10 protein-coding genes and 1 tRNA gene are annotated in these 17,319 nt (G+C 64.5%); 5 read left to right on the forward strand and 6 right to left on the reverse strand.

Annotation, left to right across the window (positions count from 1 at the left end; translation table 11 throughout):
• Positions 1-28: 28 nt before the first annotated feature.
• Positions 29-229 (forward strand): hypothetical protein, encoded by a 201-nt coding sequence (locus tag KF827_RS03460; RefSeq protein ID WP_291000122.1) that lies wholly within the window; start codon positions 29-31, stop codon positions 227-229.
• Between the two features lie 39 nt (positions 230-268).
• Positions 269-919: a LysE family translocator gene (locus KF827_RS03465; RefSeq protein WP_291000124.1), complete on the forward strand. Its 651-nt coding sequence runs from the start codon at positions 269-271 to the stop codon at positions 917-919.
• A gap of 59 nt (positions 920-978) precedes the next feature.
• On the opposite strand, the gene KF827_RS03470 is transcribed toward KF827_RS03465, so the two are convergent.
• Together KF827_RS03470 and KF827_RS03475 are read right to left on the reverse strand one after the other, a co-directional pair.
• Positions 979-1,054 (reverse strand) — tRNA-Ala (locus KF827_RS03470).
• Positions 1,055-1,232: 178 nt separating this feature from the next.
• Positions 1,233-1,559 (reverse strand): TIGR02300 family protein, encoded by a 327-nt coding sequence (locus KF827_RS03475; RefSeq protein ID WP_291000127.1) that lies wholly within the window; start codon positions 1,557-1,559, stop codon positions 1,233-1,235.
• 136 nt (positions 1,560-1,695) lie between these two features.
• Between KF827_RS03475 and aroA the strand changes: the two genes are divergently transcribed.
• Both aroA and KF827_RS03485 read left to right on the forward strand, forming a co-directional pair.
• The gene (aroA, locus tag KF827_RS03480; RefSeq protein ID WP_291000130.1) at positions 1,696-3,063 is read left to right on the forward strand and encodes a 3-phosphoshikimate 1-carboxyvinyltransferase; all 1,368 of its coding nucleotides are present in this window, start codon (positions 1,696-1,698) and stop codon (positions 3,061-3,063) included.
• A 217-nt stretch (positions 3,064-3,280) separates the two neighbouring features.
• Complete coding sequence (locus KF827_RS03485; RefSeq protein ID WP_291000133.1) at positions 3,281-13,744, forward strand: calcium-binding protein; 10,464 nt, start codon at positions 3,281-3,283, stop codon at positions 13,742-13,744.
• A gap of 9 nt (positions 13,745-13,753) precedes the next feature.
• On the opposite strand, the gene KF827_RS03490 is transcribed toward KF827_RS03485, so the two are convergent.
• Positions 13,754-14,677 (reverse strand): EamA family transporter, encoded by a 924-nt coding sequence (locus KF827_RS03490; protein WP_291000136.1) that lies wholly within the window; start codon positions 14,675-14,677, stop codon positions 13,754-13,756.
• A gap of 83 nt (positions 14,678-14,760) precedes the next feature.
• A complete protein-coding gene (gene arsC / locus KF827_RS03495; RefSeq protein ID WP_291000139.1) occupies positions 14,761-15,099 on the reverse strand; it encodes an arsenate reductase (glutaredoxin) in 339 nt (112 codons plus the stop codon).
• A gap of 61 nt (positions 15,100-15,160) precedes the next feature.
• Here arsC and KF827_RS03500 point away from each other — a divergent pair, with 61 nt between their 5' ends.
• Positions 15,161-15,985 carry a ferritin-like domain-containing protein gene (locus KF827_RS03500; protein WP_291000142.1) on the forward strand — a complete coding sequence of 275 codons (825 nt, stop codon included), beginning with the start codon at positions 15,161-15,163 and terminating at the stop codon, positions 15,983-15,985.
• A gap of 71 nt (positions 15,986-16,056) precedes the next feature.
• Here KF827_RS03500 and KF827_RS03505 read toward each other — a convergent pair whose 3' ends face one another.
• Both KF827_RS03505 and KF827_RS03510 read right to left on the reverse strand, forming a co-directional pair.
• Positions 16,057-16,902, reverse strand: coding sequence for a transporter substrate-binding domain-containing protein (locus KF827_RS03505; RefSeq protein ID WP_291000145.1), 846 nt, complete (start codon positions 16,900-16,902; stop codon positions 16,057-16,059).
• 176 nt (positions 16,903-17,078) lie between these two features.
• Positions 17,079-17,319: hypothetical protein (locus tag KF827_RS03510; protein ID WP_291000148.1), on the reverse strand; the 241-nt coding region annotated here is incomplete at its 5' end.

Consider the following 17,319-nt stretch of genomic DNA (forward strand, 5'->3'; position numbering starts at 1 on the left):
GAACGCGCTTTTCGGCTATTCAGGAGCCATGGCGTTGTTCCGACGTTTAGACCGCATCCACGGCCATGTGATTCCGGCGCCGCGCCTCACGCGCCATGCGCTGAAGCGGTTCCTGCTCTGGCTGCTGCTGCCTTTCCTGCTGCTCTGCCTGGCCGGCGATGTGGCGCTGTATTTTCTGTTCCGCGAGGTATTCGACAGCTGCTACGGCCTGCTCTGCCTGTTTTCCTGATATGATGTAGCGGCAATCGACGAGCGGGAGCGGCCCAGCATGGAATTCCTTCCGAACCTGATCGGCCTGGCCGGCATGCATATCATGATGGCGATGCTGCCCGGCCCCAACACCGTGCTGGTGAGCTGGTATGCCGCCACGCAATCCCGGCGGCATGGCCTGAAGGCGGTGGCGGGTGTGGTGCTGGCTTCGTTGGTCTGGGTTAGCCTGGCGCTGTGGGGCGTGGGGGCGTTGCTGGTGGAAGCCGGCGGGCTCTATCGGCTGCTGCGGATCGCGGGTGCGGCCTATCTGATCTATGTCGGTTACCGCATGCTGCGCGCGGGCTGGGCCGGCAAAACCAGCGCCCCGGGCACGCCGCCGACGCTGACCAACCGCAGCCCCTTCCTCACCGGCATCACCACCACGCTGAGCAATCCGAAATCGGCGGTGTTCTGGACCAGCGCTTTCCTGCTGGCGGTGCCGGCCCATGCGCCGGGCTGGGTTTATGCCGCGATCCTGCTGATCGTGGCGGTGCAATCCACGCTTTGGTATGGGGCGCTGGCGCTGTTTTTCTCGGCCGGATTCGCCCAGCGGCTTTATTTGCGCATCACCGGCTATCTCGATCTGGTGGCCGGCGCGGTGATGATCGCGCTGGGCCTCAAGCTGGCCGACGAGCTGCGCCGCGAGATCGTTGCCGAAACCGTGCGCTGAACAGCGACAAGCTGAACAGCGGCAGACAGAACCATACCGGATTTTCAGGGGGGGAGGATTGGTGGAGCCAAGCGGGATCGAACCGCTGACCTCCTGCATGCCATGCAGGCGCTCTCCCAGCTGAGCTATGGCCCCTTATCCAATCATCGTCTGCCGGCCTGGGGGCGGGCAGTTTAAAGCGTGCCGGCTAGGCCAGCGGGCGCGGACCATAAGACCAAGCCCGCGCCATTGCAAGTGTTTCGGGACAGCCTTTCGACACTTGTCCGATGCTTGCGGGAAAGGCCGGAAAACCGGCCCTTCCCACGCAGCGAAATCAGCGTTCCTCCTCGCCGGCCGGGCTGGCATCCACGTCGATCTCTTCGGCCACATCGCCTTCCTCGAGATCGTCTTCTTCCAGGAAATCGTCGTCGATGTCATCGTCGGCAATCTCGCCGTCGATGATTTCCTCGGGCAAGGGCTTGGCCACCGCCTTGGGCGCCGGCTTTTCTTCCACCTTGGCCGGCCGCCGCGACTTCACGATGGCTTCGGGATTGAACTCGGTGCCGCATTTCGGGCACAGGATCGGTGCCTTGTTGAGATCGTAGAAAACCGCGCTGCAACTCAGGCAACGCCGCTTGGTGCCCCATTCCGCTTTCGCCATCGGTAACACTCTCCTGCTTACGCAATTCGGTGGACGCCACGCCTGGCGAGGCTCGCCGTGGCCAGGGCGGCGCGATTGTGTTAAAGAAGCGCGCCCTGTCAACCCCCGATCCAGCCGAGCCCGGCGTTATTTATCCATGACAGCATCACATTCTGCCGCCCCGCGGCCGCATCAGGCCCTGCCGGGCAAGCCGCTGGCCGGCAAGGCCAGCGTTCCCGGGGATAAATCCATTTCGCACCGTGCGCTGATTTTCGGCGCCCTGGCGGTGGGCGAAACCCGCGTCAGCGGCCTGCTGGAAGGCGAGGATGTGCTGCGCACGGCGGCCGCCATGCGCGCCATGGGGGCCGAGGCCGAACGCTTGCCGGATGGCAGCTGGCGGGTGCGCGGCGTGGGCGTGGGCGGTTTCGCCGAGCCGGCCGATGTGCTGGATATGGGCAATGCGGGCACCGGCGCCCGGCTGGTGATGGGCCTGGTGGCCAGCCATGCGATGACCGCGATTTTCACCGGCGACGCCTCGCTGCGCCGCCGCCCGATGGGTCGGGTGATCGAGCCTTTGAGCCTGATGGGCGCACGTTTCATCGGCCGTTCCGGCGGCCGGCTGCCGCTGGCGGTGGTGGGCGCGCAACAGCCGCTGCCGATCAGCTACACCCTGCCGGTGGCCTCGGCGCAGGTGAAATCCGCCTTGTTGCTGGCCGGGCTGAACGCGCCGGGCATCACCAGCGTGATCGAGCCCGAACCGACCCGCGACCATACCGAAAACCTGCTGCGGCATTTCGGCGCCAAGGTGGAGGTGCATGACGACGAACGCGGCCGGGTGATTACCCTTGCCGGCCAGCCGGAATTGCGCCCCGCCGATATCGACGTGCCGGGCGATCCCTCCTCGGCAGCCTTCCCGCTGGTGGCGGCGCTGATCGTGCCGGGCTCCGAGATCACCATCACCGGGGTGGGCATGAACCCGCTGCGCACCGGGCTTTTCGACACGTTGCTCGACATGGGCGCCGATCTGACTTTCAGCAACCGCCGCGAACAGGGCGGCGAGCCGGTGGCCGATATCACCGCGCGGCATTCCAGGCTGAAGGGCATCACCGTGCCGCCCGAACGCGCCCCCAGCATGATCGACGAATATCCGATCCTGTTCGTGGCCGCCGCCTGCGCCGAAGGCAAAACCATCGTGCGCGGCGCCAAGGAATTGCGCGTGAAGGAATCCGACCGCCTGGCCGCCATGGCGCGCGCCCTGGCCGCCAATGGCGTGGCCCTGGAAGAGCTGGAAGACGGCCTGATCATCACCGGCAATGGCCAGGCACCCCAGGGTAGCGCCCTGGTCGGCGGCGCCAGCGTGGCCACCGAACTGGACCACCGCATCGCCATGTCCGCCCTGGTGCTCGGCCTCGCCGCCAAGAACGGTGTGGCGGTGGACGACGTGGGCATGATCGACACCTCGTTTCCGGGATTTGTGGCCCTGATCCAAGGGCTGGGCGGAAATTTGACGCCGAAAACCGCCTAAAATTTCGGCAAATATGGTGAATCGCCCCAGTTGAATTGCTGCGCCATAAAAGCCATTAACGGTATAATTTCGCTGGAATTTCCGGGGCTTCCGGGGTAGTTTTCAGGCCTTGGCCATCATCCGGGTGGCCGGCGCCTTTTGGCTTGGCCCAGGATTGGGTTTATGGCCACTGGGATGTAGACCATGGCTGACGCAGAAAGCGCAGGATTCCAGGCCGATGCCCACCGGCACCAACGCAACCCTTTCGACCATCGCGACGCTGACCGGCAGCGTCAACGATGATTCGATCACGCTGCTGGAAGGCGTGAGCGATGCGTTGGTGAATCTGGCTGCCGGCAACGACAGCCTCACCCTGGCCGATGCCGATAACAGCATCACGCTGACCAATGTGGAAACCGTGACCGGCGGCCTGGGTGCCGACAGCATCACGGTGGGCAATGGCAGCACCGGCATGACGCTGGATCTCGGCGCCGGCGACGACAGCGTGACGGTATCCGGCATCGGCAGCAATCTCACCCTGGCCAATGTGGAAACCATCATCGGCGGCGCGGGCAACGACAGCATCACGCTGACCGGCACGGTATCGCCCATCGTTACCGTGGATCTGGGCGGCGGCGCCGACAAGATCACGCTGTCTTCCAGCGGCAGCACCATCACCCTGGCCAATACCGAAACCGTGACCGGCGGCGCCGGCGACGACAGCGTCACCTTCACCGATACCCAGAGCGGCATCACCGTCAATCTCGGCGGCGGCAGTGACAGCCTGACGCTGGCCGATGGCGGCAACAGCCTGACGGTGAGCAACACCGAAACCATCACCGGCGGCAGCGGCGACGACATGCTCACCGTGACCGGCACGGTGAGTCAGCTCGATCTGGGCGATGGCAACGACAGCGTGCTGCTCAGCGGCAATGGCAACACCGTCACCATCGCCAATACCGAAACCATCACCGGCGGCAGCGGCGCCGATCATGTCACGCTCACCGACACCGCCGCCACCAGCCTCGATCTCGGCGCCGGCAAGGATAGCCTCACGCTGGCCGATGGCGGCAACACGCTCACCATCAGCAACACCGAAACCATCACCGGCGGCGGCGGCGAGGATATCGTCACCCTGGGCAGCCCGGCCAACAATGCGCAAGTGGATCTCGGCGGCAGCGACGACCAGCTGTTTCTGGCCGATGGCGGCAACAGCCTGACCGCCACCAACATCGAAACCATCACCGGCGGCACCGGCAACGATGTGGTGACGCTGGGCAGCACCGGCGATGCCACAGTGGATCTCGGCACCGGCGTGGGCGACAAGCTGGTGCTTGCGGCCGGCGGAAACAATGTCACCGTCGGCAATGTGGAGACCGTGAGCGGCGGCGCCGGCAACGACACGATCAGCTTCACCGAGGCGCAGAACGGCACCCGCGTGGATGCCGGCGGCGGCAGCGACAGCGTGGTGCTGGCCGATGGCGGCAATGGTATGACGATCGCCAATGCCGAAACCATCACCAGCGGCAATGGCGATGATTTCATCACCGTGCAGGCGCCGGGCGGCGCCACGGTGGATTTCGGCGATGGCAACGACACGCTGATCCTGGGCGCCGGCAGCAATGTGGTGACGGTGGCCAATGTGGAAACCGTTACCGGCGGCTCCGGCGCCGATACCGTGGTGCTCACCGATATCGTCACCGGCAATGTCGATCTCGGCGGCGGCAAGGACAGCCTCACGCTCGCCGATGGCGGCAACACGCTCACCATCAGCAACACCGAAACCATCAATGCCGGCGCGGGCGACGATATCGTCACGCTGGGCAATGCGGTCAGCGGCGGCCAGGTCGATCTCGGCGATGGCGCCAACAGCCTCACGCTTGCCGATGGCACCAACAGCCTCACGGTGAGCAATGCCGCCACCATCACCGGCGGCACCGGCGCCGACAATGTGACGCTGGGCAACACCAACGATGCCATCGTCGATCTCGGCGGCGGCAGCGACAAGCTTACGCTGTCCACCGGCGGCAACAGCGTCACGGTCAGCAATGTAGAGCAGGTGGTGGGCGGTGCGGGCAACGACACCGTGGTGTTCACCGAGGTGCAGGTCAATGCCAAGCTGGATCTGGGCGGCGGCAGCGACAGCGTTACCCTGGTGGATGGCGACAACACCATCACCATCGGCAATGTGGAAACCGTCAATGCCGGCACCGGCAACGACACGATCAGCCTGAGCACCACATTCAGCGGCACGCTGGATTTCGGCGATGGCAACGACAGCCTGATCCTGGCCAATGGCGGCAACAGCGTAACCGCCAGCAATATCGAAACCGTGACCGGCGGCGGCGGCAACGACCAGCTTACATTGACCGGCACCGCCACCGGCCATGTGGATCTGGGCGGCGGCAAAGACAGCCTCACGCTCGCCGATGGCGGCAACAGCATCACGGTAAGCAACACCGAAACCATCACCGGCGGCGCCGGCGAGGATGCGATCCAGCTGGGTGCTGCCGGCACCGGCATGCAGATCGATCTCGCCGCTGGCAACGACAGCCTGCAATTGGCCAACGGCACCAACAGCGCCACGGTGAGCAACACCGAAACCATCACCGGCGGCACCGGCGCCGATACCATCACCCTGGGCGGCACCGGCGCCGCCGAAGTGGATCTGGGCGGTGGCAGCGACAAACTCACCCTATCGGCCGGCGGCAACAGCGTCACGGCCGCCAATGTGGAAACCATCACCGGCGGCGCCGGCAACGACAGCGTCAGTTTCAGCGGCACCCAGAGCGGCACGCGGGTGGACCTGGCCGGCGGCAATGACAGCGTAACCCTGGCCGATGGCGATAACAGCCTGACCATCGCCAATGCCGAAACCGTGACCGGCGGCACGGGCAACGACAGCGTTACCTATAGCGGCAGCGGCAATATCGATCTCGGCGATGGCGATGACCGGCTCACCCTGAGCGGCAGCGGCAATGTCGTCACCGTCAGCAATGTGGAAACCCTGACCGGCGGCAGCGGCGCCGATACCGTTACGCTTACCGCCAGCATGGCCAATCCGGTGGATCTGGGCGGCGGCAGCGATACGCTGATCTTGTCGGATGCCGGCGGCGATATCACCCTGGCGAATATCGAAACCATCACCGGCGGCAGCGGCGACGATGCCGTGACCCTGAACGCACCGGCCACCGGCATCAGCATCGACCTGAATGCCGGCAGCGACAGCCTGGTGCTGGCCGATGGCACCAACAGCCTGACGGTAAGCGACACCGAAACCATCACCGGCGGTTCGGGCGCCGATACCGTTACCCTGGGCAGCACTGGCGCGATCACGGTCGACCTCGGCGGCGGTGCCGACAAGCTGGTGTTTGCCGCCGGCGGCAACAGCGTGACGGCGGCCAATATCGAAACCATCACCGGCGGCGCGGGGGCCGACAGCCTGGTTTTCACCGATGCGCAGACCGGCGTGAGCGTGGATCTGGGCGGCGGCAACGACAGCATCACCCTGGCCGATGGCACCAACAGCCTCACCATCGCCAATGTGGAAACCATCAACGCGTCCACCGGCGACGATGCCATCACCCTGGGCAGCGGCTATAGCGGCGCGCTGGATTTCGGCGATGGCAACGACAGCCTCACCCTGGCCAATGCCGCCAACACCGTTACCATCACCAATATCGAAACCATCACCGGCGGTTCGGGCGCCGATACCGTCACGCTCACCTCCACCATGGCCGGGCCGGTGGATCTGGGCGGCGGCGCCGACAAGCTCACCCTGGTGGATGGCGGCAACAGCATCACCGTCAGCAATGTGGAAACCGTCATCGGCGGCGCCGATGCCGATATCGTCACCCTGGGCGCCACCACCAACACTGCCAATATCAACCTGGCCGGCGGCGACGACGAACTGATCCTGGCCGATGGCGCCAATACGTTGACGGTGAGCAACACCGAAACCATCACCGGCGGCAGCGGCGCCGATAGCGTCACCCTGGGCAGCACCGGCGCGCTCACGGTCGATCTCGGCGATGGCACCGATAAACTCACGTTGTCGGCCGGCGGCAACAGCGTGACGGCCGCCAATGTGGAAACCATCACAGGCGGCGCGGGCGCCGACGACATCACCTTCACCACCGGGCAGACCGGGGTGCATATCGATCTCGGCGCCGGCACCGACAGCGTAACCTTGAGCGATGACGGCAACCAGCTCACCATCGCCAATGCGGAAACCATCACCGGCGGCGCGGGCGACGATGCCATCACGGTGAATGGCAGCGGCGTCAGCCTCGATCTCGGCACCGGCAACGACAGCCTCACGCTCACCGGCACCGGCAACGCCGTCACCGTCAGCGGCGCCGAAACCGTGGCCGGCGGCAGCGGGGCCGACAGCGTTACGCTGGGCGAGGCCGCCACGCTGGAAATCGATCTGGGCGCGGGCAACGACAAGCTTGCCCTGGCCGATGGCAGCAACACCATCACCGCGGCCAATATCGAAACCATCACCGGCGGCAATGCCGAGGATACGATCACGCTGAGCAGCGCCAGCACCGGGGCGCGGATCGATCTGGGCGATGGCATCGACAGCCTGCAACTGGCCGACGGCACCAACAGCCTGACGGTAAGCAACACCGAAAGCATCACCGGCGGCAGCGGCGCCGATACCATCACCCTGGGTGCTGCCGGCGATGCCGAAGTGGACCTGGGCGATGGCGCCGACAAGCTGGTGCTGGCTTCCGGCGGCAGCAATGTCACGGCGGCCAATATCGAAACCATCACCGGCGGCGCCGGCAACGATACGGTCAGTTTCACCACCGGCCAGAGCGGCGTAAGCATCGATCTCGGCGCCGGCAGCGACAGCGTGGTGCTGGCCGATGGCGGCAACAGCGTTACCATCGGCAATGTCGAAACCATCACCGGCGGCAGCGGCGACGACGATGTGACGATTTCCACATCGCTCACCGCCGAACTGGATTTCGGCGATGGCAACGACAGCGTAAAACTGACCGGCCTGAACAACACCGTCACGCTCAGCAATATCGAAACCATCACCGGCGGTTCGGGCGCCGACAAGGTGACGCTCACGGCCAATATCGATGGCAGCATCGATCTGGGCGGCGGCGCCGACAGCCTCACCCTGGTGGATGGCGACAACACACTCACCGCCACCGGCATCGAAACCATCATCGCCGGCAGCGGCGCCGATGCCATCACCTTCGCCGATGCGATCACCTCGGGCAGCATCGACCTGGGCGATGGCGCCGACAGCGTGGTGCTGGCCGATGGCAGCAACCGGGTGACGCTGACCAATGTGGAAACCGTAACCGGCGGCACCGGCAATGACCAGGTAACCCTGGCCAGCAGCGATGCCGCCATCATCGATCTGGGCGATGGCAACGACAAGCTGACGCTTTCTGCCGGCGGCACCGGCTTCAGCATCAGCAATGTGGAAACCGTGCTGGGCAGCAATGCCGCCGACGAAGTGGTGTTCTCCAATCCGCTGGATGGCGTGACCATCGATCTGGGCGGCGGCAACGATATCGTCACCCTGGCCGATGGCGATAACACGGTCACCATCTCCAATGTCGAAACCATCAATGCCGGCAATGGCAGCGATGTCATCACCATCGGCAGTTCGGTTACCGGCGCGCTGGATTTCGGCGATGGCGACGACGGCCTGATCCTGGCCGGCACCAATAACCGCGTCACCGTCACCAATATCGAAAGCATCACCGGCGGCAGCGGGCAGGATCACGTCACGCTCACCGCCACGGTGTCGCAGAGCATCGACCTGGGCGGCGGCAACGATACGCTGATCCTGGTGGATGGCGGCAACACGCTCACCGCTTCCAATATCGAGAATATCACCGGCGGCGTCGACGACGACGTGGTGGTGATGGATACCGCGATTGCCGCCGGCACGGTGAATCTGGGCGCCGGCAACGACAGCCTGCAACTGGCCGATGGCGGCAACCGGCTGAATGTCGCCAATGTGGAAACCATCACCGGCGGCGCGGGCGCCGATATCATCACGCTCACCGGCACTGCCGAGGTGATCGATCTGGGCGACGGCGCCGACCGGCTGGTTCTGGCCAATGCCGGCTCCACGGTCACCGTGGCGAATATCGAAACCATCACCGGCGGCGGCGGCAACGATAATGTCACGCTCTCGGAGGCGATGAGCGGCGTTTATATCGAACTGGGCAAGGGCAACGATTCGGTCACCCTGGCCGATGGCGACAACGTGATCACCATCGGCAATGTGGAAACCATCGTGGCCGCCAGCGGCAACGACAGCATCACCATCGTGGGCGGCATCACCGGATCGCTGGATTTCGGCGATGGCGACGACACGCTCACCCTGGCCAATGCCACCAACACGGTCACGCTCACCAATATCGAATTCCTGGTCGGCGGCTCCGGCGCCGATACCGTCACCTTCACCCAGACCGTGACCGACACCATCGATCTGGGCGGCGGCAACGACAGCCTCACCCTGGCCGATGGCGGCAATGTGGTGCATCTGGTTTCGGTGGAAAGCGTGCTGGGCGGCGCCGGCGCCGATCTGATCACCCTGGATGCCGCGCTTACCGGCGCCAAGATCGACCTGGCCGGCGGCAGCGACAGCCTTACCCTGGCCGATGGCACCAATGTGCTGACGGTATCGAATGTCGAAAGCCTCACCGGCGGCGCCGGCAACGATACCATCACCCTGGGCACCACGCTGAATGGCAGCATCGATCTGGGCGATGGCAAGGACAAGCTGACCCTGGCGGCCGGCGGCAATACCGTAACGCTGTCCGGCGTGGAAACCGTGGTGGGCGGCAGCGGCGCCGATAGCGTGACGCTCAGCGGCGACAGCAACAATGTCACCCTGTCGGGCGTGGAAACCATCATCGGCGGCGATGGCGACGATACCGTAACCCTCACCGCCACGGTGAGCGGCACGGTCGAAATGGGCGATGGCGCCGACAAGCTGGTGCTGGCCGACGGCGTCAACACCATCACCGCGGCCAATATCGAAACCATCGTGGGCAGCACCGGCGTGGATACCATCACGCTGCAGGCGGTGGTGGAGGATTTCACCGCCGATCTGGGCGAAGGCCGGGATACCATCAACCTGGCCGATGGCGACAACACCCTCACGCTCGCCAATGTGGAAGTGATCAAGGGCGGTATCGGCGCCGATGTGGTCACCATGACCAGCGGCGTGGTGAATGGCAATTTCGATCTCGGCGACGGCGACGACAGCCTCACGCTTGCCGGCGCCATCAACCGCATCACGATATCCAATATCGAAAGCCTCACCGGCGGCTCGGGCGCCGATAGCGTCACGCTCGGCCAGGCTTTCACCGGCGAGATCGATCTGGGCGACGGCAAGGATACCCTCACCCTCACCAAGGCCTCGGTGGTCACCGTCTCCAATGTGGAGATCGTGGCCGGCAGCAGCGGCCATGACGAAATCTATCTCGGCGGCCCCAGCAACAATGTCACCGTCTCCAACGTGGAAAGCGTGGTGGGCGGCGATGGCGACGACACCGTAACGCTGTCGGGTACCGCCACCACCAGCTTCGATTTCGGCGATGGCAACGACAAGCTGGTGCTGGCCGGCGGCACCAATGCCATCACGGTCACCAATATCGAAACCGTGGTGGGCGGCGGCGGCGCCGATACCGTTACGCTGGCGGAAGTGGAAACCGATTTCAGCATCGATCTGGGCGGCGGCAACGACAAGCTGATCCTGCAGGATGGCGACAACGTCATCACGGTTGCCAATGTGGAAACCCTCAAGGCCGGCACCGGCAACGATACGATCAGCACGCTGGGCGGCGTCACCGCCGGCAATTTCGATTTCGGCGATGGCGACGACACGCTGCATCTCGGCGCCGGGGTGAACAAGATCACCGTATCGAATGTCGAATTCATCATCGGCGGCGATGGCCAGGATATCCTCACCCTGGCCCAGACCCGTTCCGACACCATCGATCTCGGCGCCGGCAATGACAGCCTGACGCTCGCCAATGGCGGCAACCAGCTCACCCTATCCGATGTGGAAACCGTGATCGGCGGCAGCGGGGCCGACGAGATCACGCTGGATCTGGTGATCACCAATGGCAGCTACCAGTTGGGCGCCGGCAACGATATCCTCACGCTGGCCGATGGCGACAACAAGCTGACCGTGGGCAATATCGAAACCGTGCAGGGCGGTTCGGGGTTGGATCATGTCACCCTGATGAACGGCACCAACGCGGTCACCTTCGCCGATGTGGAAACCATCATCGGCGGTTCGGGCGCCGACAGCATCACATTGTCTGCCGCAGCCGTGGGCGCGCTGATCTCGCTGGGCGCGGGCAACGACAAGCTGGTGCTGACCGACGATGGCAACGACATCACGCTGAGCGGCGTGGAAACCCTGGTGGGCGGCGCCGGCGACGATTTCATCACCGTGACCGGCGGCATCACCAGCGGCAGCTACAATTTCGGCGACGGCACCGATACCCTCACCCTGGGCACCGGCAACAACAAGATGACGCTGTCCAACCTGGAAAACCTGGTGGCGGGCGCGGGCAACGACACCATCACCATGGCCGATACCAAGATCGAGACCATCGATCTGGGCGCCGGCAACGATATCCTCACCCTGGCCAATGGCGGCAACGAAATCACCGCGGTGAATATCGAAACCATCAATGGCGGCACCGGCGACGACATCATCACGCTGGAATCCGGCGTCACCGGCGCGCGTTTCAATCTGGGCGCGGGCAACGACAAGCTGATCCTGGTGGATGGCACCAATGTGATCACGGTGAGCAGCGTGGAAACCCTGGTGGGCGGCGCCGGCTCGGATACCATCACCTTCACCTCCACCCAGGAAGGCACGCTCGATCTGGGCGACGGCGCCGACAAGATCGTGCTGTATACCGGTGTCAACGCGATCACCGCCACCAATATCGAAACCGTTATCGGCGGCGGCGGCGCCGACACCGTCACGCTCACCACATTGCTGGATGGCGGCCTGATCGATCTGGCCGGCGGCAGCGACAGCCTTACCCTGGCCGATGGCGGCAACACGCTGACCATGGCCAATGTGGAAAGCCTGACCGGCGGCGATGGCGACGACATCATCACCCTGAGCGGCAATCATTTCGGCGCGCGCTACGATTTCGGCGATGGCAGCGACAGCCTCACCCTGGTGGCCGGCACCAACCGCATCAGCGTGGCCAACCTGGAAAGCATCGTCGGCGGCTCGGGCGCCGATACCATCACCTTCCTGGGCGGTATCGTGATGGAGCTGGATTTCGCCGGCGGCAACGATAGCCTGGTGCTGGCCGACGAGATCAATATCGTCACCGTCACGAATATCGAAACCGTGACCGGCGGCATTGCCGACGACGAGGTGACCATCGGCAGTTCCACCGTCAACAGCAAGATCGATCTGGGCGATGGCAACGATGTGGTGGTGCTGGCGGCCGATGGCGGCACCTTCACGCTCACCAACGTGGAAACCATCATCGCCAATGCCGGCAACGATATCATCACATTGGGCAGCACGCTGGATGGCAGCATCGATCTGCTGGATGGCAACGACAAGCTGGTGCTGGCGGTGGGCGGCAACAATGTCACCGTCACCAATATCGAAACCGTGGTGGGCGGCAACGGCAACGATACGGTCAGCTTCACGCAAGGCGTGACCGGCGTCACCATCGATCTGATGGCCGGCCGCGATATCCTGAAACTGACCGATGATGGCAACACCATCACCATGTCGAATGTGGAAACCCTGACCGGCGGCAGCGGCGACGATATCGTGACGCTGGGATCCAACGCGGTGAACGGCGTGTTCAATTTCGGCGCCGGCAACGACAGCCTCACATTGGGCGCGGGCACCAACCGCATCACCGTCACCGGCCTGGAAACCCTGGTGGCCGGCGGCGGCAACGATTACGTCACCTTCGGCGAAACCATTTCGCGCAGCGTCGATCTCGGCCTGGGCAACGATCAGCTCACCCTGGCCGATGGCGGCAACACGGTGACCGCCAGCAATATCGAAACCATCATGGGCGGCAGCGGCGCCGATGCGGTGACGCTGGCCACCACCCTGGCCGCCGGCCGCATCGATCTGGGCGCGGGCAACGACAGCCTGACGCTCGCCAATGGCGGCAACCGCATCACCGTGGCCGGCATCGAAACCATCACCGGCGGCAGCGGCAACGACAGCATCACCGCCGTGGGCACCCAGGGTTCGTTGATCCTGGGCGGCGCCGGCATCGATACCCTGGTGGGCAGCAGCGGCGCCGACACCCTGGTGGGCGGCACCGGCCAGGATACGCTTACCGGCGGCGGCGGCGCCGATACATTCGTGTTCACCGAAGCCACCAACGGCCATGCCGATACGGTGCGCGACATGAGCGCCATCGATTACATCGCGCTGGACACCAACAACGACAGCACATTCGCCGGCGATGCCTTCGTGCTGGCCGGGGCGTTGCAGGATGGCGTGAATATCGCGGCGGTCACCACGGCGGCGGCGATGTCTGCCACCAATTTCGGCGAGGCCGGCTTTGTCTATCAGCAGCAGACCGGCAAGCTGTATTTCGACGCCGATGGCGATTTCGCCTCAGGCTCTGTGCTGGTGGCCACCATCACCACCAGCGCCGGCCGGGCCTGGACCTACAATTTCGCGCAGATCACCGAAGTGTAGCGGCGCAGTCTAGCGGCTGGGTTTGAGCACCAGTACCAGCGCCATGATGATCAGGCTCAGCGCGGTGAATTCCGGCCAGCCCGGGCGCTCGCCCAGCATCAGCATGGATGAAAAAACCCCCACCACCGGAATCATCAGCGTGGACAGGCCGCTGATCTGCGCCGGCAGGGTGGTGACCAGGCGGTTCCAGATCCAGTAGCAGAGCACGAAGCAGATCAGCGCGTTATAGATCACGCCGCTCCAGGCCACCGCCGACCAATGGGCCCATTGCCCGGATTCCAGCAAAGGGGCGGCGATGAAGATCGGAATGCTGCCCAGCAGCATCTGCCAGGCGGTGAAGGGCACGTTGTTCATCGGAATCTGGAATTTCTTGATCAGCACGATGCCGATCGCCCAGCTCATGGCGGCAGACAGCACCAGCGCCACGCCTATCGGTGCGCCGGCCATCGCCGCCCATTCGCCGCCCACCAGCACGGCCAGGCCGGTGAGGCCCAGCGCCAGGCCGGCCAGCCGCCAGGCATTCAACCGCTCGCCCAGTACCAGCGCGGAAATGATCACCACCCACAGCGGCATGGTGAAGGCCAGGATGCTGGTGCGCCCCGCCGGCAACACCGCCAGGCCGAACAGCACCAGGATATTCCAGAATGTGATGTTGAACAGCGAGACGATGCCCAGCTTGCCCCAATAGCCGCGCGGCACCCGCATATCCAGCCGCCTGGCAAAGCCGATGGCAAACAGCCCGGCCACGCCGCCGGCCATGCACATGGCACGGAAGCTGTAGACCGGTATTTCGGTCAGCGACAGCTTCATGATCGGCCAGTTGATGCCCCAGCACAGGGTGAGGGTGGCCAGCAGCAGCAGCGCCGTGGCGGAAAGCGGCGAACGCGCTTCAGCAGTGGCTTGTTGTGGAGTGGTGTTTGCGAGGTCGGACATTGTGGGGCGCGAGCATAATCCCGGCCGGCAGCCGAGGCTACAGCCCCAAGCTGCACAGGCAGCTCGGGGTACTGGGAGCCGGGTTACAGAATATGCAGCACCTGCTCGGGCGGGCGGCCCAGGGCGGCGCGTTTGCCATGCACGAAAATCGGCCGCTCGATGGCCGCCGGATGCGCTGCCAGCTTGGCCAGCAGGGCGGCATCGCTTAAGCCGGCCGGTTCGAAACCGGCCTCGCGGGCCTCTTTCAGGCGCACGATATCCTGCGCAGGCCGCCCGAGTTTTTTGAGGATTTCCGACAATTCCGCAGCCGTGGGCGGGGTTTTCAGATACTCGACCACCTGGGGCTGGTGGCCGTTTTCCTGCAACAGGGCCAAGGCCTGGCGCGATTTGCTGCAACGCGGGTTATGGTAGAATACCGACATGTTGACGATCTCCGGCGTGTCATCCGATTGTAAAATTCCGCCAATGCATTAGATAGCGTCCATGGCTTCGCATTGGCATCTCGATGATATCCCCTGGGCGCAATTCGACGCCAGCAAGGTGGACCCCGATCTGCTGCGGGCGGTGAAGGCCGCCGCCCTGGTGGAGCATAACGCCGATGATTATGTCACCTATCTGAACAATGTGTTCACCGAGGACGCGGCCTTCCGCGCCGCCGCCCGGCAATGGGGCGTGGAAGAGCGCCAGCATGGCGCGGCCCTGGCGGCCTGGTGCAAGCGGGCCGATCCGGCTTTCGATCCCGACCGGGCGATGGCGGATTTCGTGGCCGGCTATCGCTTGCCGCTGGAGGCCGAAAGTTCGGTGCGCGGCAGCCGGGCCGGCGAATTGGTGGCGCGCTGCGTGGTGGAATGCGGCACCTCCAGCTTCTACAGTGCCATCCGCGACAGCACCGAAGAGCCCGTGCTGCGCTGGATCGCCGGCAAGATCGCCGCCGATGAATTCCGCCATTACAAACTGTTCCTCGATCATCTGCGGCGCTATCAGCAGGATTCCCGGCTGGGCAAGCCGCTGGGCCGCTGGCATCGCCTGCGCATCGCGCTCGGCCGTGTCAACGAAGCCTCCGACGACGAACTCGCCATGGCCTATTGGTGCGGCAATGGCAAAAGCGAAGCCTATGACCGCGACCGCCAGAGCCGCGCCTATGCCCGTCGTGCCTTGGGGCTGTATCGTTTCGAACATGTGCAGCGCGGCCTGAACATGGCGCTGAAGGCCTGCGATTTCGATCCTCAGGGCCGCTTCGGCCGGGCGCTTACCAAGATCGGCTGGTGGCTGCTGCAACGGCGTCGCCGGGCGCTGGCCCAAGCTTAAGGCCCAGGTTTAAGACCCAGGCTTAAGACCCAGGCTCAAGACCCTGCGATAGAGGTTCTAGCGACAGAGGTTTAGCGATAGAGCGGGGCCAGTTCGGCATAGACCGCCTCGCGCTGCTGTGCCATCGCATCCCATAATTTTTCGATCGTATCGCGGCGTTCGGCATGCAGCCGCTTGCTCACGGCGAGGAAATAATCGCGCGACAGCGTGCCGGGCAGTTTTTCGATGCGCGGTGCAACGCCCAACCCTTCGATCAACCGGTCGGCGACATTCTGCTTGGACAGCACCGCAGGCAGCCGGCCCAGCGCCAGCAGCCGGAACATATGCGCGGTATCGGCATATTCCTCCACGCTTTGTCGGCTGCCGCGGATTTCCTGCACCAGGGCAAAACCCGCCGGCATGGCCAGCGCGCCGCCATCGAGGCCGAGAACAATCGGCAGCGGCCCGCCTTCGGCGCCGATCAACAGGCTCGGTAGCGTCCAATGCGCGCTGCCGCCCTGGGGGCGATACAGCGCATAATGGTTGGCCAGCAGCCGGCGTTCGGAATCCGGTTTGCCATCGCGCGTCGGATAGGCCAGGTATTCGGCGCGCTCGCGCGTGTAAGACAGGCCGATCCAGCCATCCACCCGGCCGGCCCGCATTTCCTCGTGCAGGCGGCGGATTGGCAACCGCAGCAGGTCCGCGTTCAGGCCGGCCTGATGCAGCAGCCGCAGGGTCAGGTCCACCGCCATGCCGGGTTGTTGTTGCGGCACGTCGCTGCCATCGCCGAGATGAAACGGATGGGCCGCCTGATCGGGATAGCCCAATCGCAGATCGGCGGCATACAGGCTGCGCGATGCCAGGCCGAGGGCGAGATTGCAGAATGCGGCGATGATACAGATTGCGAGGCAAGGCCCTCGCCCTAATCCCAAAGGCATGCGCCCGTCCCGAAAAGCGGCAACTAAGGATGGTTGATCCTACACCATTCAGTCGGTGCTTCCACAAACTTTTACCAGCAGAAATGTCGTGACATTCACTCGTGCTGTCATAATGCCTATGCTGTCATGGCGCCCGTACCGTCATGGCCCCGGATCCGTATTCGCCGCCTCGCCATTCACAGCATACCGGTGCGCAGGCGCTGGCGCGGATTTGGGTCGCGGGCTGAGAGCTGCGGCATCTGGCTTGCGGCCTTGCCCTTTCTGTTGCCCACCCCACCAACCGAGGGCGGCGTGCCGAGATCGAACAGCGATGCCATGCTGTCGGCCGGCAGGCGCCGGGCCAGGGTTGCGAAGCTTTTCGCCGTCACCGGGCCAAGCTGGCCATCTTCCGCAATCGGCTGCCAGGTTTCGTCGAGA

The organism is Ferrovibrio sp. (assembly GCF_019636075.1).
Lineage (GTDB): Bacteria > Pseudomonadota > Alphaproteobacteria > Ferrovibrionales > Ferrovibrionaceae > Ferrovibrio.

Coding starts and splice junctions, on each gene's coding strand:
- KF827_RS03460 (WP_291000122.1), top strand. CDS start 29: ATGGCGTTGTTCCGACGTTTAGACCGCATCCACGGCCATGTGATTCCG.
- KF827_RS03465 (WP_291000124.1), top strand. CDS start 269: ATGGAATTCCTTCCGAACCTGATCGGCCTGGCCGGCATGCATATCATG.
- KF827_RS03475 (WP_291000127.1), bottom strand. CDS start 1,559: ATGGCGAAAGCGGAATGGGGCACCAAGCGGCGTTGCCTGAGTTGCAGC.
- aroA (WP_291000130.1), top strand. CDS start 1,696: ATGACAGCATCACATTCTGCCGCCCCGCGGCCGCATCAGGCCCTGCCG.
- KF827_RS03485 (WP_291000133.1), top strand. CDS start 3,281: ATGCCCACCGGCACCAACGCAACCCTTTCGACCATCGCGACGCTGACC.
- KF827_RS03490 (WP_291000136.1), bottom strand. CDS start 14,677: ATGTCCGACCTCGCAAACACCACTCCACAACAAGCCACTGCTGAAGCG.
- arsC (WP_291000139.1), bottom strand. CDS start 15,099: ATGTCGGTATTCTACCATAACCCGCGTTGCAGCAAATCGCGCCAGGCC.
- KF827_RS03500 (WP_291000142.1), top strand. CDS start 15,161: ATGGCTTCGCATTGGCATCTCGATGATATCCCCTGGGCGCAATTCGAC.
- KF827_RS03505 (WP_291000145.1), bottom strand. CDS start 16,902: ATGCCTTTGGGATTAGGGCGAGGGCCTTGCCTCGCAATCTGTATCATC.